General features: G+C 44.8%; 25 protein-coding genes. 13 read left to right on the top strand and 12 right to left on the bottom strand.

The genetic code is table 11. From position 1 onward, the window contains the following. The first annotated feature begins 160 nt into the window (after positions 1-160). Together ACP14V_RS03035 and ACP14V_RS03030 are read left to right on the top strand one after the other, a co-directional pair. Positions 161-1291 carry a DUF262 domain-containing protein gene (locus ACP14V_RS03035; protein WP_272610691.1) on the top strand — a complete coding sequence of 377 codons (1131 nt, stop codon included), beginning with the start codon at positions 161-163 and terminating at the stop codon, positions 1289-1291. After that, the gene (locus ACP14V_RS03030; RefSeq protein WP_272610692.1) at positions 1284-1775 is read left to right on the top strand and encodes a HEPN domain-containing protein; all 492 of its coding nucleotides are present in this window, start codon (positions 1284-1286) and stop codon (positions 1773-1775) included. The genes ACP14V_RS03035 and ACP14V_RS03030 overlap by 8 nt, the downstream gene beginning before the upstream one ends. A gap of 76 nt (positions 1776-1851) precedes the next feature. Here the strand turns inward: ACP14V_RS03030 and ACP14V_RS03025 are convergent, their stop codons facing one another. Beyond that, the gene (locus ACP14V_RS03025) at positions 1852-2145 is read right to left on the bottom strand and encodes a hypothetical protein (RefSeq protein ID WP_272610693.1); all 294 of its coding nucleotides are present in this window, start codon (positions 2143-2145) and stop codon (positions 1852-1854) included. A 137-nt stretch (positions 2146-2282) separates the two neighbouring features. On the opposite strand from ACP14V_RS03025, the gene ACP14V_RS03020 reads away from it, so the two are divergent. Further along, positions 2283-2489, top strand: coding sequence for a helix-turn-helix transcriptional regulator (locus ACP14V_RS03020; protein ID WP_152132853.1), 207 nt, complete (start codon positions 2283-2285; stop codon positions 2487-2489). 278 nt (positions 2490-2767) lie between these two features. On the opposite strand, the gene ACP14V_RS03015 is transcribed toward ACP14V_RS03020, so the two are convergent. Next, the gene (locus ACP14V_RS03015) at positions 2768-2905 is read right to left on the bottom strand and encodes a hypothetical protein (protein ID WP_272610694.1); all 138 of its coding nucleotides are present in this window, start codon (positions 2903-2905) and stop codon (positions 2768-2770) included. A gap of 145 nt (positions 2906-3050) precedes the next feature. Here ACP14V_RS03015 and ACP14V_RS03010 point away from each other — a divergent pair, with 145 nt between their 5' ends. Further along, a complete protein-coding gene (locus tag ACP14V_RS03010) occupies positions 3051-3950 on the top strand; it encodes a leucine-rich repeat domain-containing protein (RefSeq protein WP_272610695.1) in 900 nt (299 codons plus the stop codon). Positions 3951-4373: 423 nt separating this feature from the next. On the opposite strand, the gene ACP14V_RS03005 is transcribed toward ACP14V_RS03010, so the two are convergent. The 5 genes from ACP14V_RS03005 to ACP14V_RS02985 form a co-directional block, all read right to left on the bottom strand. Continuing rightward, positions 4374-4673: a GIY-YIG nuclease family protein gene (locus ACP14V_RS03005; protein WP_272610696.1), complete on the bottom strand. Its 300-nt coding sequence runs from the start codon at positions 4671-4673 to the stop codon at positions 4374-4376. 50 nt (positions 4674-4723) lie between these two features. After that, on the bottom strand, positions 4724-6001 hold the full coding sequence (gene hemL / locus ACP14V_RS03000) for a glutamate-1-semialdehyde 2,1-aminomutase (protein WP_272610697.1): 1278 nt from the start codon (positions 5999-6001) through the stop codon (positions 4724-4726). A gap of 273 nt (positions 6002-6274) precedes the next feature. Beyond that, positions 6275-7129: a glucosaminidase domain-containing protein gene (locus ACP14V_RS02995; RefSeq protein WP_272610698.1), complete on the bottom strand. Its 855-nt coding sequence runs from the start codon at positions 7127-7129 to the stop codon at positions 6275-6277. Then, positions 7126-8031 (bottom strand): 1-aminocyclopropane-1-carboxylate deaminase/D-cysteine desulfhydrase, encoded by a 906-nt coding sequence (locus ACP14V_RS02990; RefSeq protein ID WP_272610699.1) that lies wholly within the window; start codon positions 8029-8031, stop codon positions 7126-7128. The genes ACP14V_RS02995 and ACP14V_RS02990 overlap by 4 nt, the downstream gene beginning before the upstream one ends. 9 nt (positions 8032-8040) lie before the next feature. Then, entirely contained in the window at positions 8041-8370 is a 330-nt protein-coding gene (locus tag ACP14V_RS02985) for a hypothetical protein (protein ID WP_116216163.1), read from the bottom strand. Between the two features lie 173 nt (positions 8371-8543). Here ACP14V_RS02985 and ACP14V_RS02980 point away from each other — a divergent pair, with 173 nt between their 5' ends. From ACP14V_RS02980 to ACP14V_RS02970, 3 genes are all read left to right on the top strand, one after another. Further along, complete coding sequence (locus ACP14V_RS02980; protein ID WP_272610700.1) at positions 8544-8705, top strand: DUF5522 domain-containing protein; 162 nt, start codon at positions 8544-8546, stop codon at positions 8703-8705. A 63-nt stretch (positions 8706-8768) separates the two neighbouring features. Continuing rightward, a complete protein-coding gene (locus tag ACP14V_RS02975; protein ID WP_272610701.1) occupies positions 8769-9341 on the top strand; it encodes a DUF4136 domain-containing protein in 573 nt (190 codons plus the stop codon). Positions 9342-9440: 99 nt separating this feature from the next. After that, the gene (locus ACP14V_RS02970) at positions 9441-11198 is read left to right on the top strand and encodes an aromatic amino acid hydroxylase (protein WP_272610702.1); all 1758 of its coding nucleotides are present in this window, start codon (positions 9441-9443) and stop codon (positions 11196-11198) included. Here the strand turns inward: ACP14V_RS02970 and ACP14V_RS02965 are convergent. Genes ACP14V_RS02965 through alaS form a run of 4 tightly spaced genes read right to left on the bottom strand, consistent with a single transcriptional unit; the run spans position 11166 to position 16048 of the window. Beyond that, positions 11166-11792 (bottom strand): DUF4230 domain-containing protein, encoded by a 627-nt coding sequence (locus tag ACP14V_RS02965; RefSeq protein ID WP_272610703.1) that lies wholly within the window; start codon positions 11790-11792, stop codon positions 11166-11168. The genes ACP14V_RS02970 and ACP14V_RS02965 overlap by 33 nt on opposite strands. After that, a complete protein-coding gene (locus ACP14V_RS02960) occupies positions 11793-12752 on the bottom strand; it encodes a GSCFA domain-containing protein (RefSeq protein ID WP_272610704.1) in 960 nt (319 codons plus the stop codon). A gap of 12 nt (positions 12753-12764) precedes the next feature. Then, on the bottom strand, positions 12765-13421 hold the full coding sequence (locus ACP14V_RS02955) for a hypothetical protein (RefSeq protein WP_272610705.1): 657 nt from the start codon (positions 13419-13421) through the stop codon (positions 12765-12767). 2 nt (positions 13422-13423) lie between these two features. Further along, entirely contained in the window at positions 13424-16048 is a 2625-nt protein-coding gene (gene alaS / locus ACP14V_RS02950) for an alanine--tRNA ligase (protein ID WP_272610706.1), read from the bottom strand. 104 nt (positions 16049-16152) lie between these two features. On the opposite strand from alaS, the gene ACP14V_RS02945 reads away from it, so the two are divergent. The 5 genes from ACP14V_RS02945 to ACP14V_RS02925 are packed head-to-tail and all read left to right on the top strand — an operon-like array spanning position 16153 to position 19284. Then, complete coding sequence (locus tag ACP14V_RS02945) at positions 16153-17130, top strand: M23 family metallopeptidase (RefSeq protein WP_272610707.1); 978 nt, start codon at positions 16153-16155, stop codon at positions 17128-17130. Further along, positions 17130-17459: a MerR family transcriptional regulator gene (locus ACP14V_RS02940; protein ID WP_272610708.1), complete on the top strand. Its 330-nt coding sequence runs from the start codon at positions 17130-17132 to the stop codon at positions 17457-17459. The genes ACP14V_RS02945 and ACP14V_RS02940 overlap by 1 nt, the downstream gene beginning before the upstream one ends. A 16-nt stretch (positions 17460-17475) precedes the next feature. Next, on the top strand, positions 17476-18075 hold the full coding sequence (locus ACP14V_RS02935; RefSeq protein ID WP_272610709.1) for a LemA family protein: 600 nt from the start codon (positions 17476-17478) through the stop codon (positions 18073-18075). Positions 18076-18077: 2 nt separating this feature from the next. Then, positions 18078-18515, top strand: a complete 438-nt coding sequence (locus ACP14V_RS02930; protein ID WP_272610710.1) for a TPM domain-containing protein — start codon at positions 18078-18080, stop codon at positions 18513-18515. Further along, a complete protein-coding gene (locus tag ACP14V_RS02925) occupies positions 18496-19284 on the top strand; it encodes a TPM domain-containing protein (RefSeq protein ID WP_272610711.1) in 789 nt (262 codons plus the stop codon). Before ACP14V_RS02930 ends, ACP14V_RS02925 begins: the two co-directional genes overlap by 20 nt. Before the next feature lie 9 nt (positions 19285-19293). On the opposite strand, the gene ACP14V_RS02920 is transcribed toward ACP14V_RS02925, so the two are convergent. Then, positions 19294-19707, bottom strand: coding sequence for a nuclear transport factor 2 family protein (locus tag ACP14V_RS02920; protein ID WP_136567408.1), 414 nt, complete (start codon positions 19705-19707; stop codon positions 19294-19296). Between the two features lie 217 nt (positions 19708-19924). Here ACP14V_RS02920 and ACP14V_RS02915 point away from each other — a divergent pair, with 217 nt between their 5' ends. Continuing rightward, positions 19925-25480, top strand: coding sequence for an alpha-2-macroglobulin family protein (locus ACP14V_RS02915; protein ID WP_272610712.1), 5556 nt, complete (start codon positions 19925-19927; stop codon positions 25478-25480).

Raw genomic sequence — 25480 nt, 5'->3', positions numbered from 1 at the left:
GATGACCTAAACTCCCCCTCCCTCAAATCTTAGCGAAACATGCTTTATTTAAAATAAAGATGACTGACCATGATTGGTTACCTACCCATTTGGGTTTATAGCGGTGGATTTGCATTGAAATAAAAAAGTTCAGAATAATAAGAAAACATAGAAACAAAATATGGAACAAGAACATATAGAAGAAATTAAAGATGAGGTAAATGATTCCTACTCAAATGATGATTTATACAATATAAATTCTTGGGGTGCAGACTTATCCTTTAGAGAATTAATTACCATGTATGATGAAGATGAACTCTTAAAACCTGAACTGCAACGATATTATGTATGGGATAAACCTGAAGCTAGTCGATTTATTGAATCTATTCTTCTAGGACTTCCAGTACCTAGTATTTTTTTAGCAAATACAATAGATGACAAAAAATTAATTATCGACGGTTATCAAAGAATTATGACCGTCTTTGACTATGTAAAAAAAGGGATTTGGCGAAAAGATGGCAAAACTTTCAAACTATCAAATACAGATAAAATAAATGAACGATATAGAGGAAAGGCATTTTCAGAATTACCCGATCAAGACCAAAGACGCATAAGGAGCACGACAATACATGCAATTGTTTTCGAGCAAAAAGCTCCTAATGATAATGACACTAGTTTGTATCAGGTATTTGAAAGAATTAATACAGGAGGCAGAGCATTGATGCCTCAAGAAATAAGAAACTGTGTGAATCAAGGCACCTTTAACGATTTGCTTTTTGAGCTTAATAGAAACCCTAATTGGAGAATACTTTTTGGTAAAAATGCAGTTGACCCAAGAATGAGAGATATGGAATTCATCCTAAGATTTCTAGCTTTAGATACTAATTTCGTTAAAACCAATGAATCATCTAGCATTTCATTAAAAAAATACCTAAATGAGTTTATGGGCAACAGCAATTCGCAAAATCCAGAAATAATTGAGGAGCGAAGAGATAAATTCAATTATGTAATGCAATTCATCATTGATAACATTGGTGAAAATGCTTTTTACAATATTACAGGCGGAGATGATAATAAAATTAGAAAAAGATTTTACCCAACTATCTTCGATTCAATTTGTCCCGCGGTTGCTATAGCACACAGACAATTCGGAGAAGATATTCCTACTGAAAACTTAGAAGTCAAAAGATTAGCACTTTTAAAAGACGAGGAGTATAAAACTTTCATTTCTGAAGGCACTATGCAAATCTCACACATTCATGGTCGAATTGACAAAGCATTAAATTACTTATTTGGGATAAGCTATGAATAATAGTAACGCACAACAGAGTATTGATGTTTGTATTGCCGAACTTCAAAGAATATTTCATTTAATTGAAGGACTTGGACATATGTCACCCATTGTACCGTTTTTAACTAACTATTCTATTGTTAGAGCATGTGGAACAATTGAATATTGCTTTAAAACAATAATTTCTGATTTGCATGCAGGCCATTCTCCACAAGTTCAAAATTATGTGGACAACACAATTAGAAATAGCTCTATGAATCCAAGTAGGGATAATATATGCAGAACACTAAGGAGGTTTGATGAAGATTGGAATAGAGCGTTCAAACAAAACTTGAATGAGCATGAACATTCAGAAAGACTAAAAGACTCTATTGACTCTCTCAATAATGCAAGAAATTCATTTGCGCATGGAGACTCTCCTTCTTCCTCGTTTGAGAATATTAGAAACTATTTTAATGATTGCATATTAATAATGAATATACTAGACGAAGTTGTAAGCGAATAAAAACACCTATAACAATAACTTCTAGAGGACACTACCGTTCAAAGCCAAACCGTTAAAAAACATATTCTCCACCGCTTCAATGGTCTTTACACCCCAACAACTTTAAATAACATTCCTCTGCCACGGGCAACAAGGCTTCCCCTAAATAGGTAGTGGGGCACTGTGGGGCTTCGTCCAAAAAGGTGCCGTACACTTCGGCAAAGTCATCCATTTGGTGAGGTGGTACTTCCATGAGTCGGGCTACTAGGGTAATCAAATCTAAAGAATACAATCCGCCATCGTCCAAACCCATATGGCGGAGGGTTTCGGTAAGTTGACTGTGCTTTAAATCTTGTTGGATCAGACGAATGATTTGGGATTTGTCAAACATATTGATTACATTTTTTTGATGTTTAAATGTAAAACAAAATTACATTAATGCAAATAATATTTACATTTTAAATTACATTTATGAAATGAAGATTTTCATAAGTGCAAAGCATAATTGCATTTTGTACATTTGGTTGGATGAATGAGAAGTTCAACAGAATCAAAGAAATCTTGGTCAGGCAAGGTGTTAGCCAAAAAGACTTGGCATTACAGCTTGACAAAAATGAGCACACCGTCTCCAACTGGTGTATCAACAAATCCCAACCTCATTTGAAAGACCTATTTAAAATCGCTGAGATTTTAGACGTAGATGTATGTGAACTGTTGGTGCCTTCCAAAGAGTAACCCTGTCATTTCGAACCCCTGTCCCGAGCTTGCGAGGGAGCTAAGGAGCGTGGGAAATCTCACAGTTACCAACAAAAAGAACAATAGATTTCTCAGTCGCTACGCTTCTTCGAAATGACAGAATCCACTTAATTGGTCATTTCGAACTGACCGAAGGGAATGTGAGAAATCTCAAAACTATTATTAAAAACAAAACCTCCAACAGATTTCTCAATCGTCACTGCGCTCCTCATTTCGAAATGACACATCCCTTTGATCACAACTTCCAAATAGATTTCTCAGTCGCTACGCTTCTTCGAAATGACAGAATCCACTTCATTGGTCATTTCGAACTGACCGAAGGGAATGTGAGAAATCTCAAAACTATTAAAACCAAAACCTCCAACAGATTTTTCAATCGTCACTGTGTTCCTCATTTCGAAATGACATGTTTTCCCGATAGATTTCTCAGTCGCTACGCTTCTTCGAAATGACAAAAGTTAATAAAATACTAAACCCGGCCTATGCTGTAACGCATGGGGCATAATCCCGTCTTGTAGGCAATCATCAAAAAACCTAAACATGAAAAAAGCCTACGCTATCGTAGCACTCCCTTTATTTTTCCTTGCCGCATGCTCCAAAAGCGATGAGCAACCCAATCCCAACGAAGACGCCTACCTCCACATTCCGGACCCCCATTTTGAGACCGTTCTGGTGGAACAGGGCATAGATACGGACGGCACCGTGGACCAACAAATGCTGCGCACCGATGCGGAAAAGCTAACCTATTTGGACCTCAGCCCTTCGGGCCAGTTTGGCGATATTGCCGACCTTACCGGTATTGAAGGTTTTGTAAACTTGAAATTCCTGGCCGCCAGCGGGCAAAAATTGGAGGAAATCGATTTAAGCGCCAACACCCAATTGGACACCCTATACCTACAGGCCAATTACCTTACCCATATTGATCTGGCCAACAACCCCAACCTCTTGTTGGTGAACGCGGAGTCCAACGAACTGACTTCCATTGAAGGCCTGTCCGAGGCAACCCAATTGAAAAAGTTGTACCTGTCCTTTAACAACGTGGAAGATCTGCAGTTGGACAATCCCAATTTGGAGTTGTTGCATATGGGCCAGAACCTGTTAACATCCATCGATATCAGCGGGGCGGTGAACCTCAAGAACATCTTCTTGATCAGCAATGAACTCACCACGGTGGACCTGAGCCAGAACACTTTGGTGGAGACCATTTTACTTTCGGACAATGCGATCCAAACCATTGACCTTTCGCACAACGGCAACCTGACACATCTTTATATTTCGAGCAATACACTGACCAGTCTCGATGTGAGCGACAACCACGCACTTATCGATCTGCGTGCCGATAGGAATCCGACCTTGAGCTGCATCAAAATTGGGTCCGGGCAGGAGATTCCCACCGTATCAAAATCGGATTACCAAGAACTGAACACGGTTTGTGAGTAGGGGATTTAGATTTCTCAGTCGCTGCGCTTCTTCGAAATGACGTAACCCTTTTCTTGGTCATTTCGAACTGACCGAAGGGAATGTGAGAAATCTCAATACTATTAAAAAAAACCTCCAATAGATTTCTCAATCGTCACTGCGTTCCTCATTTCGAAATGACATGTTTTTCCAAAAGATTTCTCAGTCGCTACACTTCTTCGAAATGACCTTACTGTTCTTACCGTCATTTCGAACCGACTAAAAGGAGCGTGAGAAATCTCACAGTTATCAACCAAAAAAACCAATAGATTTCTCAATCGTCACTGCGTTCCTCATTTCGAAATGACATGTTTTCCCGATGGATTTCTCAGTCGCTGCGCTTCTTCGAAATGACGTAACCCTTTTCTTGGTCATTTCGAACTGACCGAAGGGAATGTGAGAAATCTATACCACATCATGGTCTAAAAATTTCCAATCAGGGTTAAATGAAGTAATCAACCTATCTTTCTTTTCCCTACGCCACTTTTTGAGCTCCTTTTCTCGGGCAATGGCCATTTGAATCGAGTCGAACCGTTCATAATACACTAGATGGCAACAGTTATATTTTCCAGCAAAGGATTGTTTGGAGTTTATACTATCGGAATAATGCTCTGAAAGTCTTCTTTGAATGGTATTGGTGACCCCGATGTAGAGTACTGTCCTGTTCTCATTTGTGGTGATATAGACAAAAAAAGGTGAGAGCATTGTTTTTCTAGTTTTAGATTTCTCAGTCGCTACACTTCTTTGAAATGACTCTAAAACACCTTTCGGACCGCCTCAATGGTCCTGTCCAGATCGTCGTAGCTGAGGGCATCGTTCAAAAAGTAGCTTTCAAAGGCAGAAGGCGGTAAGTATACCCCGTTCTCCAACATGCCGTGGAAGTATTTCTTAAAGGTATCGTTGTTCCCTTTGGCCGATGAGGCAAAATCCATCACAGGTTGGTCCGTAAAGTGTACGGAGATCATGCTTCCATAGCGGTTGATCTGGTGCACCACCCCTTTTTCGGTAAGCACTTCGGCAATGCCCTTGTGCAGGTGTTCGGTTTTTTCCGCCAAGCTGGTAAAAACCTCAGGGCGATTGTTGAGTTCGGTGAGCATGGCCAGTCCGGCACTCATGGCCAAGGGGTTCCCACTGAGGGTCCCTGCTTGGTATACCGGCCCTTCGGGGGCTAAATGCGCCATAATCTCGGCACGTGCGGCAAAGGCGCCTACGGGCAGTCCGCCCCCGATCACCTTTCCGAACATCACCATATCGGCATCCACGCCCAAGGCTTCCTGTGCACCGCCTTTTCCCAAACGGAAACCGGTCATCACCTCATCGAACAGCAATAAAATACCTTCTTCGGTGCAGAGTTTTCGGAGTCCATGAATAAAATCATCGGTGGGGATGATACAGCCCATGTTCCCGGCCACGGGTTCCAAAATAATGGCGGCTATCTCGCCTTTATTGGCCTCCGTCAACGCCTTTACACTGGCCAAATCGTTATAGGTGGCCAAAAGGGTGTCCTTGGCGGTACCTTGGGTGACCCCGGGACTGTTGGGGCTCCCGAACGTAACGGCACCACTCCCCGCCTGGATCAAAAACGAATCGGAATGACCATGGTAGCAGCCCGCAAATTTGATGATCTTGTCCTTGCCCGTGTACCCGCGCGCGAGGCGAACGGCGCTCATACAGGCTTCGGTGCCACTGTTCACAAAACGGATTTTGTCAATATTGGGCACCATGGAAACGGCCAGTTGCGCCAGTTCGGTCTCAATCTCGGTGGGCATCCCAAAGGAAGTGCCCTTTTTGGCCTTTTCCACCACGGCATTGATCACGGGTTCAAAGGCGTGGCCCAAAATCAGCGGGCCCCAAGAGGCAATGTAATCGATAAGCTGGTTGCCGTCCACATCATAGAGGTAGGCGCCTTTGGCTTCCTTTACAAAAATAGGGTCGCCGCCCACCGCTTTAAACGCCCGTACGGGTGAATTGACCCCTCCGGGGATATATTTTTTTGCCTCGGCAAACAAGGCACTGCTTCGTTGGTAGATCATAAATTTAAATATCCATGTCATTCCCGTGAATGCGGGAACCTTTTTAATCCATAATTGTCAGTTCGAGCGCAGTCGAGAACAACATCAATAAGCACCCCTCGACTGCGCTCGGGATGACAGAAACGTGCTATTCGAACAGCTCCCCGCAAAGGTAAGTAACCTCATACTTTCATGGAAATTGAAAATGTCAGTTCGAGCGCAGTCGAGAACGACAATCAATAAGCATCCCTCGACTGCGCTCGGGATGACAACTCGATATAACAAGGAAAAATTTTATTTTGATTTTTCTTTTCGGATGTTCAATACCTGCCCAATGGAAATGATATTGTCATTAAGATTATTGAGCCTTCTTATCTCGTCCACGGAGATGGCATATTTTCTGGAAATGGCATATAGCGTTTCCCCTTTTTCCACCACATGGGTAAGTACTTCAAAGCTTTTGGGTTCCCGGACCACTTCCAGCCCTCCTCGAACCACATCCTCGTCATATTGGTGCAGATTGTATCGCTCAATCAAAGCGATGAGCTTTTGGGGATACGCACGGTCCGTGGCATAGCCTGCCTGACGAAGCCCGTGGGCCCATTTTTTATAGTCGTCCTTCCGGTAATTGAACAAAAAGGCATATCGGGAACGGGACGAAAGGAAAATACTATGGTCCCGGAACGAAAACATGGGGTGGTTGTATTTTCTAAAACACTCCCCTTTGGCGTCATCGTCATGAAAATCGTATTCCCCCTGCCATCCGGTATGGCATTTGATTCCAAAGTGGTTGTTGGTCTTTTTGGTCAGTTCCCCTCTTCCCGAGCCACTCTCCAAAATACCTTGGGCCAAGGTGATACTGGCCGGAATGCCAAAGGCACGCATTTCGTACTGGGCAATTTCGGCAAAGGTGTTGATATATTCCTCGGTATTTGTGATGGGAAAGTGCTCAAACTTTCCTGGATCCGCAGGCATGGGATACAGATCGGAGCCTTCCGCGTTTTCTTCCACAGCGACAGGCCTTTCTTCCTTGTTTTCGGTATTCCTGACAATGGGAGCGCCCTTTTTATGGGTCGAGGTCCGTTTTTTGGCACCACAAGAAGTCAACAGTAGTGCTACAACAAGTACATATCCAATTCGCCTGATCATATATCCAATAAGGGTAAATCTTTCTTTTTCAGCATAGGGTTCATCCCCGCTATCCCTTGCAGACCACCCGTATGGATGGCCAAAATTCGGGTTCCCTTTGGGAAAAAATCCTGTTTTGCCAGTTCAAAAATACCAAAAAGGAGTTTACCTGTGTAGATGGGATCCAACGGAACCCCGGTTTCTTCTTTAAAGGTATTGATGAAATGAATCAATTCTTCACTCACTTTGGCATATCCGCCAAAATGAAAATCGGTCATCAATTTCCACCGATCGTTCCGTACAAATGTAAGAATATCCTGTTTCAAAAAATCACCCTTCAAAGCGGGAAAGCCCAAAACGGTCTGGTGGGGTTTTGCCGAGTTGATGAGTCCGGCCAAGGTCCCTCCCGTTCCCACACTACTGCAGATATAGTCGAAGTTTGAATCGGCCTCCGTTAGAATTTCCTCGCAGCCTTTTACGGCAAGGGCATTGGTCCCGCCTTCGGGCAGTAGGTAGAAATCTTCAAATTCCTCTTTCATAACCCGGAGAAAACCCGCTTCGCTTTTTTGTCGATAATCACTTCGCGATACAAAATGGAACCACATGCCATGGTCATGGGCCAAAGTCAGAGTGGGATTGTCCTGCCATTTATCCTGCAACTCCTCACCCCGAATCACGCCAATGGTCTTAAATCCCTGTTCGTGCCCTGCACAGGCCACTGCGGCAATATGATTGGAAAAGGCCCCACCAAAGGTGAGCAAGGTATCGTTTCCCAATTTTTGGGCTTCGAGCAGATTGTATTTCAGCTTTCGGTATTTGTTCCCGGAAATCTGCGGATGGATGGTATCTTCCCTTTTGATATGGAGCGTCACGCCCTTTTCTCGAAGCAAGGGCACATCAATATGCTGATTGGGAATGTTCAAAGTGAATGCTTATCGCGTCAGGTACTGCATAAAACCAAACCGTTTCCGCTTGGAAAGATACTCCATATCCCTTTCATTGGCATAGGCCTCACGCTCAAAACTGATGTTCTGGTAAGCGCGGTAGCTATCCAAATATAGGACGGTACGCAAAATCCATTCTGAAAAATAGAGGAAGTAAAAAGGTACAAGCAACAATTCCCGCTGCTGTCGGAGATGGATGCGCTCGTGGTTGATGAGCACATCATCGGTTCGCAGGGCTCCTTCCTTCAGGATGATGAAAGGCCAGAGCGATAGCCCGACATAGTTTTTATAGAAGAAATGTTTAAAGATCAATATCACTTGAAAACGTTCAAGGGTTCCTCACAAATATAACAGCTTACGAAGAAGAAAAATGGACCTTATCGACAATACCATTAACATTTTCGGTGAATAACCTGTTTCGGAAATCTTAAAATCCTAGTGGTTTTGCCATGAAAGCCTTACTTTTAAGTAACGAATCGGTGCCGTAGTGTATGAAAGAGCGTATTCCCTTGGAAGAGGGTGATTTTTACTTTTCAGAGGAGGGATATAAGGTATTTACAGCCCAATACCACCTAAAAAGGGGCTATTGTTGCGAAAGTGGCTGCCGTCACTGTCCGTATGGCTATAGTGCGAAAACGAACACAAGGCGCTGAAACCGGTTTTCGGCATAATCTTTGTGGTTTTTATTATAATCTCAACACTTCAAAAAAAGTACTATGAAAAATTTTAAACTATACATTTTGACTGCGCTTTCGGTGGTTCTGTTGGCCTCCTGCAGTTCCGTTAGGGTGGTTTCCGACTACGACAAGCAAGCGGACTTCAATACGTACAGAAGCTATGCTTTTTACAAAACTGGGATTGACAAGGCTCAGATTTCAGACTTGGACAAGAAACGTATTTTACGGGCCATTGAGGCCGAATTGGGTTCCCGTGGTTTTGTAAAATCCGACAACCCTGATGTTTTGATCAGTATTTTCACCAAGGAACGGGAACGTGTGGACGTCTATAACAACAACTTCGGTTGGGGTTATGGCGCATTCTACAACCCCTGGGTCTGGGGTCCAGGCTGGGGCTGGGGCTGGAACAACAATAATGTGAGCACCCGAACCGAAGGCTCCCTTTATATTGATGTCATTGACGCCAACAAAAAGGAACTGGTATGGCAAGGTCGCGGTGTGGGCACCTTGAACAACACCAAGGATATTGAGAAAAAGGAAGCACGCATCAAAGAATTTGTGTCGCAGATTCTACAAGAATATCCTCCCGCCACGGCAGTTGCCGCCAACTAAAATATAAGCCGCCCAAAGGGCGGTTTTTTATTGCCCTTCCTCCAAATTTTCTGGTTTGCGATAACGATTTCGTATCTTTAGGCAGTACAAAATTCACCTATGAGTTACGAATCCAATCCTATACTGGACAAATTGCCCAAGCACCTCAAGCAGTTCATAAAACCGCAGAATTATGGGGACTATACCGCGATTGACCAAGCGGTATGGCGTTACGTAATGCGCAAAAATGTGGACTATTTAAGTCGCGTGGCCCATAGTTCTTATGTGGATGGATTGAAAAAAACCGGGATTTCCATAGATCATATCCCCAATATGTACGGCATGAACCGAATCCTGAAGGAAATCGGTTGGGCCGCCGTGGCCGTGGATGGGTTTATCCCGCCATCGGCCTTTATGGAATTCCAAGCATACAATGTGCTGGTCATTGCTTCGGATATCCGACAATTGGAAAATATTGAATACACCCCGGCGCCGGACATCATCCATGAGGGTGCGGGGCACGCTCCTATCATTGCCAATCCCGAATACGCAGAGTACCTCCGCCGTTTTGGGGAAATAGGCTGCAAGGCCATTTCCAGTGCCAAGGATTATGAACTGTACAATGCCGTTCGACACCTGAGCATCATCAAGGAGGCCCATGGCACCCCGGAAAAGGAAATCGAGGAAGCAGAAAAACACATAGAACACCTTCAAAAAAACATGGGCAAGCCCAGTGAAATGGCTTTGATCCGGAATCTGCACTGGTGGACGGTGGAATACGGCCTTATTGGCACGGTGGATACGCCTAAAATTTATGGGGCGGGATTGCTTTCCTCCATCGGGGAAAGTGCATGGTGCATGACGGACCAAGTAAAAAAAATACCCTATTCCAATGAGGCGGCGCATACCGAGTTCGATATTACCAAACCACAACCCCAATTGTTCGTTACGCCCGACTTTGCATTTTTGAGTCAAGTTTTGGAGGACTTTGCCAACACCATGGCCTTGCGGAAGGGTGGACTATCGGGGGTTCAAAAATTGATTGAATCCCAAGCATTGGGCACCATTGAACTGAGCACCGGGCTACAAGTTTCGGGGCAGTTCCATGATGTCCTCGAACAGGATGGCAAGCCCATATACATCCAGACCAAAGGCGCAACGGCCCTGGCCTATCGTGAAAAGGAATTGGTAGGGCACAGCACAGCACAGCATCCTGATGGTTTTGGCATGCCCGTGGGCAAACTGAAAGGCATCAACATTGCCATTGAGGATATGGGACCCCGTGATCTAAAAGCGTATAAAATCTACGAAGGCGAAAAAGTCGCTTTGGAGTTTGAAGGCGGTGTGAAAGTTGAAGGGACGATCATCACCGGAACTAGAAACCTCAGAGGAAAGATTCTCTTGGTAACCTTTGAGAACTGTACGGTGACCCACAACGGCAAATTACTGTTTGCTCCGGAATGGGGCCTATACCACATGGCCGTAGGCCAACATGTGGTCTCCGCTTTTAACGGTCCGGCCGATTTGGGCAGTTTTGACCTCATCACCCACGAGATCACCGAAACTACCATCAAACCCAAGAAAAGTCCAGAACGCCAACAACTGGAACTCTATTACCAACAAATCCGGGAGTTCAGGGAAGGAAAAAATACGACCATCTCCCGTAACAAGGTATTTCAGGAACTCAAGGAAAACCATCCCCATGATTGGTTGTTGCCCGTTGAGCTGTACGAATTGGCCAAAAAAGGGAACAATATTGGGTTTCAGGAAGAAATCCTATCCCATTTGGAGGATATCAAACGGAACAATCCCAAAGTGGGACATTTGATCGATGATGGCATTCGCTTAATCGACCACAGTTTTTTGAAGGTCGATTAGTTTTTCGGGAGAATCAACACTTTCATCGCCATAGACCAAGGTCCATCCCAGTGAGTTGGTGAGCACATAGATTCGGGAAAGTTCGCTCAACAGTCGGTTCTGGGCATTTTTCCGCAACGAGGAAGCTTCCACCTTTTTGGAAAGGGACACATTCACATTTCGTTTGATGGCGTTATAATCTTGCGCATTGAATGGATTGAAGTAATCCGCCGTGACATCGTAGTACTCAAAATCCGGATTGATCTTCACCTCTGGTTGTGGAATTTCCGTAATGCGAATGGTCTTGTTGACCTCATCCATTTCATACCCGATTTTGGACAGGTCGTAGCCAATGGTCACCTCAGCATTTACCACCACCAAAGCTTTTTTATTCGCCGTGACCAAGGAACCGAACAATTCCCTGGAATCCTTATAGTTGTATACTTCCACAAAGTGGCCTTCGGTCACAATGAGTTTAGACACATTTTTCAGTTCCTGTTGGATGAGCATGGAATTCTCCTGCAATACCGTTTTCCGTTCCCGTTCATCGGCACAGGATTTGTAGATCAATACGGAGGCCAGTGCAATGACCGCTCCTATAAGTATTTTCTTCATTTATTCGAATTTCATGAAAGGATACCTCTCTTGAAGATACGTAATTTTTGTGCGAAGCGATTTCCTGAACGTTTGATGGGCCTCGGAATCGGGGTTGAAAGGGCGGTGCAGCAATCCTTTTTGAACACCATCCACCTCATCCATGACTAAATAACAATCGGGCGAAATCCATGTATCCTTGAACTTTTCCCAAATATACTCCACCGCCAATTCATTGGGATGTACCAAATCCTTTCCGTAAAAACGGTAGTCGCGCAGCTCGTCCATCATGATTTCATAGGCCGGAAAGTAGGATACATCTCTCGACTGCGCTCGAGATGACAAAACGGAATGTAGTGCGGTAATTAGATGTGATTTGCTTTGCTGATTTTCCACAAAACCGTCTTTCAGATGCCTAACAGGTGAAACGGTAAAAATGAGGTTCGCCTTTGGATTCACTTGTTGGACCAAATCCACCAAACGGGCCAAACTTGACTGTATTTCTTCCGGAGTAAGCAATCTTTTCACGAACTCCTTTTGGGGCACTTTATGGCAATTGGCGACTACTTTTCGTGAAGCAATATTCTCGTACACCCAAGCTGTTCCCAAAGTGATGATCACATGGGTGGCATTTTCCAGCTCCGATTTGGTTTCCCGCAACCTTTGGTTGAGATGATTGAGCAAAGCTTCTCTTGAATGGGCATTCAAATCGGAATGAGCGTCAAAGCAATGCCAAATCCCATTCTGTTCAAACACCTCATCTTCTTGATAGGTTTTACCTGCCAGCTCACGAGCTACCAAATTTTCAAGTGCAAGCGGGTGAAATAGGATTCCGAATGGGTTTTGTAGTGACCTAAATTTGTAATAGTCCAACTTTTCGCCCATATTTTCCACAAAGCAGGACCCCAAAAGCAGCATTTTGCTCGAATAATCGATAGGCTGTTCTGCTTTTTGAAGTGGAACAATGGTCTGTAGCTTCATGGAAAAAGGGTTTTATCTGCAGTCCTTGATATTTTGGAGCATGTCCCTGTATTGCTTTTCCAACTGTTCTTCCAGTTGATTTAAAATGCCCAGGGTACGCACCAAATCCTTCATGGATGTATTGCGCAAGGCTTCTGTGGCCTTGTTCAATTCGTTTTTCACCAGATCTTGGGTATTGTACAGGGATTGCAGATCGTACAGGCAATCATAGCCAAACTCATGGAATATTCCTGTGGATTTTGAGATTTCCCACGCAATACTGCTCAAATCGGTAATCTCCAAATTGATGTAAGAATCGATTCGATAGGCATAGAGCCCATCACCCACTTCGGTGGAATCCACTTCCCGGATATATTCAGGATATTTTTTTTGAAGCGCCCCCATGGTTTCGGGTGAGGTAACAAACCTCCCGTCTTCAGCCTCTAGGGCGTCAAAATCAGAAAAAAAGGAAGGTATTTTTTGGTTCACTTCATGATCTTTCACCAATTGGTCCAAATTGGCCTTGATCTCCCCTTCAATCTTTTCCAAAGCCACCACCTTGTCCTTTTCCATACTCTTGGACGTGTTCCAATTGTTGAACCAAATAGCCAGATTGATACCCACGAACAGCAGGAAAATCTCCCCAAAGATGTATTTCCAATTGATGTTTTTTATGTTGAAGAAGCCCATGCTTACGTTGTTGTCCTGATCATCTCTTCGGCATTTGCCAAAGCGACCGGAATGCCTTCGGGATTTTTACCCCCGGCAGTGGCGAAGAACGGCTGTCCGCCCCCACCTCCTTGGATATGCTTGCCCAGTTCGCGTACAATGCTCCCGGCATTCAGTCCCTTGTTGGACGCCAAACCTTTGGAAATGTAACACGAAAGCAATGCTTTTCCATCATTTTCCGCAGCGAGCAATAGGAATACGTCAGAAACTTGCCCTCCAATCTCAAAGGACAAATCTTTGATGCCTGCCGCATCCAAGTCCACCTTTTTAGCCAAAAACTGAACACCATTGATATCCTTCAATTCGGAAATCAACTCATTTTTAAGTCCTTTGGCTTTGTCTTTCAACAACTGCTCCACCTGCTTTTTAAGGGCTGTATTTTCTTCCTGCAACCCAGCAACCGCCTTTACGGGATCCTGGGCATTGCTCAACAAATCTTTGATTTCATAAAGCATACGATTGTTCTTGAAATAGAAATCCTTTGCCGCATCCGAGGTAATGGCCTCTATCCTTCGAATTCCTGCCGCAACGGCCCCTTCGGAAACAATTTTGAAATGCCAGATGTCACCAGTATTTTTTACGTGGGTCCCGCCACAAAGCTCTATGGACTGACCAAAACGAACCGTACGGACGGTATCCCCATATTTTTCACCAAATAACGCCATGGCTCCTTGTTCCATGGCTTCCTTGATGGGCACATTTCTGTTTTCCTGAAAGGGCAACTGGCCTTCAATACGGGCATTGACAAAATTTTCCACATCCCGGAGTTCCTTGACGGTCAATTTGGAGAAGTGGGAGAAATCGAAACGAAGGTATTTGGAGTGGACCGCTGAACCTTTTTGTTCCACATGACCCCCCAAAACCTCACGAAGCGCCTGATGCAACAAATGCGTCGCTGTATGGTTACATTCCGTTCTCCAGCGTTGCTTTTTATCCACTACGGCCTTAAAACTTCCCGAAACATCTTTGGGAAGACCGTCGGCAAAATGGACAATTTCATTATTTTCTCGTTTGGTGTCCACAATGTAGGTCACATCTCCATTGGATGCCTCCAGATACCCTTTGTCGCCTACCTGTCCACCTCCCTCGGCATAGAACGGGGTAAGATTGAACACAAGTTGATATTGATCACCTTCCTTTTTGCTGGTCACCTTTCTATATTTCACCAACTTTACGGTTGCCTCAAGGCTATCATACCCAATGAATTCTTCTTCGGAATCCTTCATCAACACCGTCCAATCGTCCTTAGAGACTTCGGAAGCTGCACGTGAACGGTCCTTTTGGGCTTTTAAGGCCTTTTCAAAACCTTCCACATCCAATTTATATCCTTTCTCTTCCAAGATCAGAGAAGTAAGGTCGATAGGGAATCCGAAGGTATCGTATAATTCGAAAGCTTTTTCCCCTGAAACAGTTTTATCTTTTGAAGATTTAATGACCGAATCCAACAGCACCAATCCTTGCTCCAAGGTGCCCAAAAAGGAATTTTCTTCCTCCTTGATCACATTCTCAATCAATTGGCGGTGTTTGGGTAGTTCGGGAAAGGCTTTTCCCATACTTTCCACCAAAACATTTACCAACCGGTAGATAAAAGGTTGCTTGGTCCCCAAGAATGTAAAGCCATAACGGATGGCCCTACGGAGTATCCTTCGGATAACATAGCCCGCTCCGGTGTTGCTCGGCAACTGCCCATCGGCAATGGCAAAGGCCACCGCACGGATGTGGTCTGCCACTACCCTAATGGCTATATCCGTCTCTTCATTCTTCCCATATTTTTGCCCGGTAATGGTATCGATTTCACGAATGAGGGGGGTAAACACATCGGTATCGTAATTGGATTTCACCCCTTGCAATGCCATACACAGGCGTTCAAAGCCCATTCCGGTATCAATATGCTTTTCGGGGAGGTCCTCCAAATCACCATTGGCCTTTCTATTATACTGTATGAATACCAAGTTCCAGATTTCAACCACAAGCGGGTCATCTTGGTTGACCAGCGATGCACCGGGAACTTTTGCTTTTTCTTCTTTGGAACGAAGGTCCACATGGATTTCGGAACAGGGACCACAAGGGCCTTGATCTCCCATTTCCCAGAAATTGTCCTTCTTATTCCCCATGATGATGCGGTCCTCGGGCACTATGGCCTTCCATAGATCATAGGCTTCCTTGTCCATTTCCAGTTGATCGGCATCCTTAATGCCTTCAAAAACGGAAACGTACAAGCTATCTTTGTCAATCTTATAAACTTCGGTCAGCAATTCCCAAGCCCATTGGATGGCTTCTTTCTTGAAATAATCCCCAAAACTCCAGTTGCCCAACATCTCAAACATGGTATGGTGGTAGGTATCCTTGCCCACTTCCTCCAAATCGTTGTGCTTACCGCTTACCCGAAGACATTTTTGGGTGTCCGTGACCCGTTTGGATTTTGGAACGGTGTTTCCCAAGAAAAACTCCTTGAACTGGTTCATGCCGGCATTGGTGAACATCAAAGTGGGGTCGTTCTTCATCACCATGGGTGCAGAAGGTACTATTTTATGGTTCTTCTCTTTGAAAAAGTTTAAAAATTGGGTTCTAACTTCTTGGGATGTCATTGCAATTGCTAGGGTTTTCTTAAATTTAACACTTTAAGCAAAACAATTTTTATATTTGCTTGTTTTGATAAAAAGAGTGAGCAAAAATAGGATAAAATCCCTTCATGTCTAAAGTTAAGTACTATTACGACCCGGATACGCTTTCCTATAGAAAGATCGAACCAAAGAAATCCAAAAAATACAGGAATCTTTTTCTGTTTCTTTTGGCATCTGCCCTGTTTGGTTTTTTAGGCCTTACCATTCTATTGAATACCCGTTGGGTGAATACTCCCAAAGAGCTTTCGTTGGAACGTGAAGTTCGCAATTATGAGCTCCAATATGAAATATTGGGTAAGAAAATGGAACAGATGGAACAGGTTCTTGCCAATATTGAAGACCGCGACAACAATATCTACCGCTTGTATTTTGAAGCCAATCCTATCCCAGAAGAGCAACGTAGAGCTGGTTTTGGTGGGGTAAACCGATACAAATCCTTAGAAGGCTTCAACAACTCCGAAATTATTATAAATGCTACAAAGCGGTTGGACATCATCCAAAAACAGATGGTAATCCAATCCAAGTCGTTGGATGAAATTGCCAAATTGGCCGAGGAGAAAGAGAAATTATTGGCAGCCATCCCAGCCATCCAGCCTGTGAGCAACGAAAATCTAACCCGAATGGCCTCTGGTTATGGTTGGCGTTCCGATCCCTTTACCAAAGCCCGTAAAATGCACTGGGGCATGGATTTCACTGCACCGCGCGGCACCCCGATCTATGCGTCCGGTGATGGAAAAGTTACCCGTTCGGACAATAGGTCTTCCGGTTATGGAAAACATATCCGAATAGACCATGGATATGGTTATGTATCCCTATATGCACACTTGAGCAAGTACAACGTAACCGTGGGTCAAAAAGTAAAGCGGGGAGACCTCATTGGTTTTGTAGGAAACACAGGGCGGTCCGAAGCCCCGCATTTGCATTATGAGATCTTTAAAGACGGGGAGCGCATCAACCCCATTAACTTCTACTATGGAAGTTTAACGGCTGAAGAGTTTGACAATATGCTCAAGTTTGCCAACCAAGAGAACCAATCCCTGGATTAATGCACGTAGAACTTCCCGAAAAACGATACTATGGCATTGGCGAAGTGGCCAAGGCATTTGGAGTGAACACCTCCCTTATCCGTTTTTGGGAGAAAGAGTTTGATGTACTTCAACCTAAAAAAAATGCCAAAGGCAACCGCAAGTTTACTCCACAGGACATCCACAACTTGCAATTGATTTATCATTTGGTCAAGGAACGTGGTTTTACCTTGGAGGGTGCCAAAATCCATTTAAAGGAAGAGAAGCAAAAGACACTTTCCACCTTTGAGGTCATCCAAAAGTTACAAAAGGTCAAGGCAGAGCTCATAAAAATCAAAGAACAACTATAACACTAAACCATAGAAAATGAAAAAAGGTATCATCGCCATTATCATCCTAATTGTATTGGGGGGAATCATTGGAGGTTGGTATATCCGCACCAATAATATGCTGGTCGATATGAAGGGACAGGCCACAAAACAATGGGCCAATGTGGAAAGCTCCTATCAACGAAGAAGCGACCTTATTGGCAACTTGGTAAAAACGGTTCAGGGTGCTGCGGACTTTGAACGCGAAACCCTTACCGAGGTAATCGAAGCTAGGGCCAAGGCCACTTCAACCACCATAGATGCCAATAACCTTACCGCTGAACAATTGGCCGAGTTCCAGCAGGCGCAAACCGGGTTATCCTCTGCATTGTCCCGACTTTTGGTGACCGTGGAACGCTATCCGGAACTTAAGGCCAATCAAAACTTTCTGGAATTACAATCACAGCTTGAGGGCACAGAAAATAGAATCAATGTGGAACGGAACCGATTCAATGATCTGGCTGGGGAATACAATATCAAAATCAAGCAAATACCCACCAATATTATAGCTAGCTTGGCTAATTTTGATGAAATGGCCTTGTTCGCTTCCAATTCTGGTGCCGAAAATGCTCCGGATGTCAACTTCGATTTTGAATAGACATGTCACACGTAGAGGAATTTTTAACGGCAGAGGAAGAACAAGAAATCATCGATGCCATCATTGCAGCCGAGAAAAACACCTCTGGTGAAGTCCGTGTACACATTGAAGCTACTTCCAAAATAGACCATTTCAGTAGGGCTCAACAGTTATTCCATTTTTTGAAAATGGACAATACCAAGGAAGCCAACGGGGTACTCATCTATGTAGCCGTGGACGACAAAAAATTTGTGATCTATGGTGACAAAGGTATTGACCGTGCCGTGCCGAAAGGGTTTTGGGACACCACCAAGGATGTCATGGCTTCGCACTTTAAAAATGGTAACTTTAAACAAGGTATTGTTGAAGGGGTCCTCATGGCGGGAAAAGAACTGGAGGCCCATTTTCCATGGGACCATAACGATACGAATGAACTAAGCGATGCCATATCCAAAGGGTAGCCTTCTTATACTTGCCTTTTTAAGCTTTTCCTTAACATGGGGGCAATTTACCATACCCGAAAAACCCCAAAAGCAGACCAGCGTCTATGATTATGTAAATCTACTCTCTTCATCCCAAAGTCAAGCTTTGGAGCAAAAGCTTATCCGATATTCGGACAGTACCTCCACACAAATTGTAATTGCCATAATCAGTTCCACGGAAGGGGAAAACATTAATTATTTGGGAGCGCAATGGGGGCAGAAATGGGGCATAGGACAAGCAGATAAGGACAATGGCGTCTTGGTGCTTTTGGCAAGGGACGACAGAAGGATTGCCATTAACACAGGTTATGGTGTGGAAGGCTCCCTGACTGATTTTATGTCGAAGCGCATCATTGAGTCCGTTATCATCCCTGAATTTAAGCGAGGAGATTATTATAGTGGTCTGGACAAAGGGGCCGATGCCATTTTTCAGGTCCTTAATGGAGAGTTCACAGAAGACCGAACCTTTGGAAACACCCCAGGGTTTCCTTTCAAGGCCCTGCTCCCTTTTATTATTTTCATCGTTATCCTAATCATCCTTTGGAGTCGAAAGAACAACAATGGTAGAGGTGGTGGACGTAAAGGCAGCGGTCTCGATATCTGGGACATGATCATCCTCAGCAATATGGGCCGTAGTTCCAGTTCTTCTGGAGGTTTTGGGAGCAGCGGCGGCTTCGGTGGCGGCGGTTTTGGTGGTGGCTTCGGTGGGGGCGGCTTCGGCGGGGGCGGTGCCTCTGGAGGTTGGTAAGCCTGCTATCTAATCTACTTTCCTATAAAAAATCTTGCTCACAATTTTCCACTCCCCATCAATCTTCAGCAGATTCATGAAATCAATAAAGGTAAATGTGGGATATTCAATTTCTAATCTTGCGTTGGCCGCATTCCCTGCAATAGTGATATCTGCAATTCTCGTTTGTCTGTCCTGTTTCGGTCCTGGTTTCATTCCTTTTCCAAAGAATTCAATGGCGTTCACCTCAGTATATCCCTCTTTACCAATGAATTTCATCGTGGCAGTTTCGTGAAAAGCCTTTTTTAAGGTTTCAAAATCGTTATTGGTCCCTCCGTCCAGATAATAATTTACGGTTTGCTCTACCAATTGATAATCTGACTGGGCCTGAAGTGTCCCAAAAGTGACCATTGCCAAAAAGAATACACTTAATTTTTGAATCATGATGTTGTTTTTTGATGGTTGTTGATGGGATTCAAGATATTCCTTTTATCATTCAATCAATCTTAGAGAAATCATAAATGTTTCATAATGAGACATCCTAGTCTAAGAATCTATTCGTAAATCCATAGACGCCATCCGTAAACTAGTAAAGGCCTTGTATCCAATTTTAACTATCTTGGTTCTGGCAAAATCTTAGTTTAATCAATTCCCGTTTGGCATGTCCCACTTTTGTAAATTTCTCTTCGTATCCCTACTTGTTTTAGCTGTTTCCTGTAAGAAAAAATCTGATGAAACCGCAACGGACAACCTCTTTAAGTTCAAGGATTATATCAGTTACCATACCCATGGCAAACAAAGTATTTCAACACCCATTACCGTTGCCCTTGCCCAGCAGCTGGAACAATTCGAACTTACCCAAGAACTCCCCAATGAATATTTCAAGATTTCTCCCAAGGTCGATGGAAAACTGATCATAGAAAATGGACGGGAACTTACCTTCCAACCTTCGGAATATCTAAAACCAGATACGGAATACACAATCACGGTAGCCCTAAACAAGCTTTATGAGGGTATCGAGGGGGATTTTAAAAAATACACCTTCAGCTTTACGACCATTGCCCCAAACTTCAAGATCAATTTGGGCACCCTGCAATCCTATAGTAAGGATTGGCAATATTTGACAGGGACCTTGGATGCTTCCGATATCTTGGAAGCCTCAAAAGCCATTCAAGTACTTTCCGTACAACAAGATGGCAACGACGTACCGGTCACATGGGACGAAACCACGGAAAATGCCCAATATTTTAGTTTCCGAATCGATAGTATTTCCCGAAAAGCAGAGGACAGTGAGCTGCTCATCAATTGGAACGGAAAGGCTTTGGGCGTAGACAACCAAGGCTCCGAGACCTATCCCATTCCAGGATTGAACAAATTTGTGATTGTGGACGCCAAGACCACTTCGGCACCCAACGCGGTACTGACCCTTAATTTTTCAGAACCCCTTAAACCAAACCAAAATTTAAAGGGTCTGGTCACCATTGAAAATGCGGAGAGCCTCCGTTATGAAATTGATGGGAACTTGCTCAAAGTATATCCATCCAACCGCATCTTGGACGAGGTTCGGGTCAATGCCTTTGAGGGTATTAAAAGTGAATATGGCTTTACCTTAAAAAACACATTTTCGGAACTGGTTTCCTTTGAGCAATTAAAACCTGCTGTCCGACTCATTTCCAAAGGAACCATTCTGCCCAATGCGGCATCCACGCCCATTTATTTTGAAACCGTGAACCTTTCCGCCGTTGAAGTACGGGTGATCCAGGTGTTTGAGAACAATATGCTGCAATACCTCCAAAACAATGACCTCACCCAAGATTACGACCCCGATTTTAGACCTGTGGGGCGAAGGGTAGCCTACAAGGTCATTCCCTTGGCGGAAAACGGAACTGAAAACTCAAGCTACTGGAAGGCCCATGCATTGGACCTATCCGAGTTGATAAAAATTCATCCTGGTTCCCTGTACCGAGTGGAATTCAGTTTTAAAAAAGAGCATACCACCTATGATTGTGACAATACGGACAACCCAGAAGAAACCCAAGAGTACACTTCCCAAAGCTCCAGCGATGAATCTCTGGAGGAACGCTATTGGGACAATGAAATCTACTATTGGAGAAACTACAACTACAACTGGGAAGAGCGTGACAATCCATGTCATGAAGCCTATTACAACTACGATCGTATTGCATCCACCAACTTATTGGGCAGTGATCTTGGGCTTATCGTAAAAAAGGGGAACAATCGCTCCCATCATTTTGCAGTGACCAATCTACTGACTACCAAACCGGAAGCCGACACTCCCATAAAACTGTACAATTTCCAACAGCAATTGGTGGGTGAAGTGACCACGGATGCTTCTGGGTTTGCTGTTTTTGACAGCGATAAGTCCATTGCTTTTGCCGTGGCCCAAAAGAACAACAACTTTGCCTATGCCAAACTAGCGGATGGCAATGCCCTTTCCTTAAGCAAATTTGATGTCTCAGGGGAAGAACTTCAAAAGGGGCTTCAAGGTTTCATTTATACCGAGAGAGGGGTGCATCGCCCGGGCGATGTCATCCACCTTACCTTTGTCTTGGACGACAAAGGCAATCCCTTGCCCAAAGATCATCCTGTAACCTTGGAGGTCAGTGATGCCAGGGGCAAATTGGTGCAGCGCAATGTGCTCACAGGGGAAGCCGCTCCCATATCTGAAGGACTCTATGCCAAAAAAGAGGAAAAGTTCCACTATTTCCCCATTCCCACCCAACCCAATTCCCCCACAGGGACATGGAATGCCAAAATCATTGTGGGAGGGGCCCAGTTCAACAAGAGTTTAAAGGTGGCCACCGTAAAGCCCAACAGGCTCAAGGTGGATTTTGCCTTTGACGATGAAGTCCTTAAGGCCAACACCAACAATAAGGGAAAAGCAACGGTGCAATGGTTGCACGGAGCACCTGCCCGAAATCTTAAGATCGATATCAATGCCTCCTTGCAACAAAGTAGCAGCGCATTCCCCAACTTCAAGGGGTACGTTTTCCAAGATCCCGTGCGGAGTTTCAACCAGACAGAGCTACAATGGATTACCTCAAAACTGGATGCCAAAGGGGTTTTGGACATCAACGAAAAAATCAGCATCAATGGCAATGCCCCCGGCATGCTGCAGGCCACTTTTACCACTAAGGTGTTTGAAGGCGGTGGGGACTTCTCCATCGATGTCTTCTCCAAAAAATTGGCGCCATTTTCACATTTTGTAGGGCTTCGCTCCCCAGAGGCCAAACGATATGGCTCCTTCCTCACCGATGAGAACACCTCTTTTGACGTGGTCTCGGTCAATGATCAAGGGAAGCCATCAGGCAACCGAAAATTAAAGGTTCAAGTATTCAAAATTGAATGGCGTTGGTGGTGGAACCGGGGGTATGACAATCTCTCACGATATGAAAATGCCACGGTACACCGTCCCTTCAAGGAAATGGAACTAACTACGGGTGCCGATGGAAAAGCCAACTTCAACATCAATGTTCCCGATGAGGAGGGTGGGCGTTTCCTGATTCGGGTAATCGATGAAGCCTCCGGCCATGCTACGGGCCGAACTGCCTATTTCTACCGGAATTGGTGGAAAAGGCCCACTTCCGGGGATACCGAAAGTTCCAAAATTCTGGTTTTCTCTGCCGATAAAGAAAAATACCAATTGGGTGAGGAAGCCGTGGTCACTTTCCCTTCGGATAGAGGTGGACGCGCTTTGATCAGTATTGAAAATGGAACCGAAGTCCTTTCCCAACAATGGATCGAGACCTCGGCCCAAGAAACCAAGGCCACGATTCCCATCACGGCCGAAATGGCACCCAATGCCTATATCAATATCTCGTTGTTGCAACCCCATGGACAGGTAAAGAATGATCTGCCCATCCGTCTGTATGGCGTGGTACCCCTTTTGGTTGAAAACCCGGCCACCTTTTTGGAACCACAACTTTCCATGCCCGAGGTGCTGCAACCTGAGAAATCCTATACCATATCGGTTTCGGAGGCCAATAAAAAACCCATGACCTATTCCTTGGCCGTGGTGGACGAAGGTCTATTTGACCTGACCCGTTTCAAGACTCCTGACATCCACAGTTCGTTCTATGCAAGACAGGCATTGGGCGTAAAGACCTTTGATATTTTTGATGATGTCATGGGTGCTTATTCCATCAGTGTGGATAATATTTACGCCATTGGTGGGGGTGGAATCGGAGCCGGGGCCAAAAATCGCAAGGCACAACGCTTTAAACCTGTAGTCACCTATTTGGGTCCCTTCACCTTAAAAGCTGGCGAAAAAGCATCCCATACCATTGATATGCCCAATTATGTAGGCGCTGTCCGGACCATGGTGGTCGCCGGAAATGGCAACAGCGCTTATGGAAACACCGAAAAAACCGCTCCGGTACGCAAGCCTCTGATGGTATTGACCTCCATTCCCAGAAAATTGTCCCCCGGCGAAAAAGTGACCATCCCTGTGACGGTCTTTGCCATGGAACCCAAAGTGAAAAACGTAACGGTTTCCATTGATGCGGGCAAAGCCTTGGAACCCGTTGAAGGCACCTCCAAAAACATTACGTTCAGCTCGGTTGGGGAACAGATCGTGAATTTTGATTTTAAAGTCAATCCCGCGACCTCCTACCAAACCATAAAGGTCAAAGCTTCGGGCGCTGGGGAAAATGCCAGTAGTGAAACCGAGATTGATGTGGAAAACCCCAACCCCATCACCACAAAGAGTGAACTGTACACCATCGACGCCAATGGTTCACAGACCCTATCCTTTGACACCTTCGGCACTTCGGGAACCAATGAGGCTTTTGTGGAATTCTCTACCCTCCCTCCCATGGATTTCTCAAAACGGATGGATTATCTACTACGCTACCCCCATGGCTGTGTGGAGCAGACGACTTCCGCAGCATTCCCGCAGTTGTTCTTGGCCGATGTCTTGGACATCACCTTTGAGCGAAAAAAAGACATCGAGAAAAATGTAAAGGCGGCCATACGCAGGTTGGGTGATTTTCAAACCCCATCTGGCGGACTCAGCTATTGGGCCGGTTATGGCAATGCTGATGATTGGGGCACTTCGTATGCCGGTCATTTTATGTTGGAAGCCAAACAACAAGGCTATCAACTGCCATTGACCTTCTTGAGTAATTGGCTTCGATACCAAAAGAACACGGCCCGCCAATGGAGCAATCAGGCTACGGGATACAACACCGATGTTGCGCAGGCCTATCGACTATACACCTTGGCCTTGGCACAACAACCGGAATTGGCGGCCATGAACCGACTCCGCGAATCCAAGAACCTGAGCAATGAGGCCAAATGGCGTTTGGCGGCAGCCTACGCCTTGGCTGGAAAGAAAGAAGTGGCACAAGAGATTGCGCAAAAGGCGAACATCGATTTCACTCCCAACAATTACAATTACAGAACCTATGGTTCCGTGTTCCGAAACCGGGCCATGGCCTTGGAAACCTTGGTCATTTTGGGGGATGCCCAGCAACGGGAATTAGCAATTTCCTTGGCCAAAAACCTATCATCACAACGTTGGTACAGCACCCAAGAAACGGCTTATGCCTTACTCTCCATGTCTAAAATGGTGTTGAGGAACGGTGGTAAGTCCATCGATTTGACTTTTACCCAAAATGGAAAAGAAACAGCGGTAAAAACCGATAGGGCCATTGCCCAAAGAGGCCTTGCCATTACTGCTTTCAGCAATGCGGTACAGATAAACAACAAACAGGGTAATACCATTTATGCCACCCTCACACAAACCGGGAAACTTCCCGTTGGTGAAGAATTGGCGCAACAGCAAAACTTGAATCTATCTGTGGCCTATCTGGATGCCATTGGCAACGCCATCAATGTGAACGAGCTTAGACAGGGAAGCGAATTCCAGGCAAAAATCACGGTTTACAACAGTTCCAATGATTATGTGGACAATGTGGCCCTGACCCATATTGTACCCAGCGGATGGGAGATTGTGGACACTTCCTATGCGGGTAGTGACAATGGCAATGCTTCCAAAGCGGATTATGTGGATACAAGGGACGACCGTACCCACCTATATTTTGATCTTGGTCCGAAAAAATCGAAAAGCTTCACGATAAAACTGAATGCTTCGTTCCTAGGCGATTACTATCTGCCTGGAGCACAAGCCGAAGCCATGTACGACAACAACTACCAAGCCCGAAACAAAGGACAATGGATTAAAGTGGTTCAGTGA

The organism is Flagellimonas alvinocaridis (genome assembly GCF_965248585.1).
Lineage (GTDB): Bacteria > Bacteroidota > Bacteroidia > Flavobacteriales > Flavobacteriaceae > Flagellimonas > Flagellimonas alvinocaridis.
This window is presented reverse-complemented; position numbering and strand designations above follow the sequence as displayed.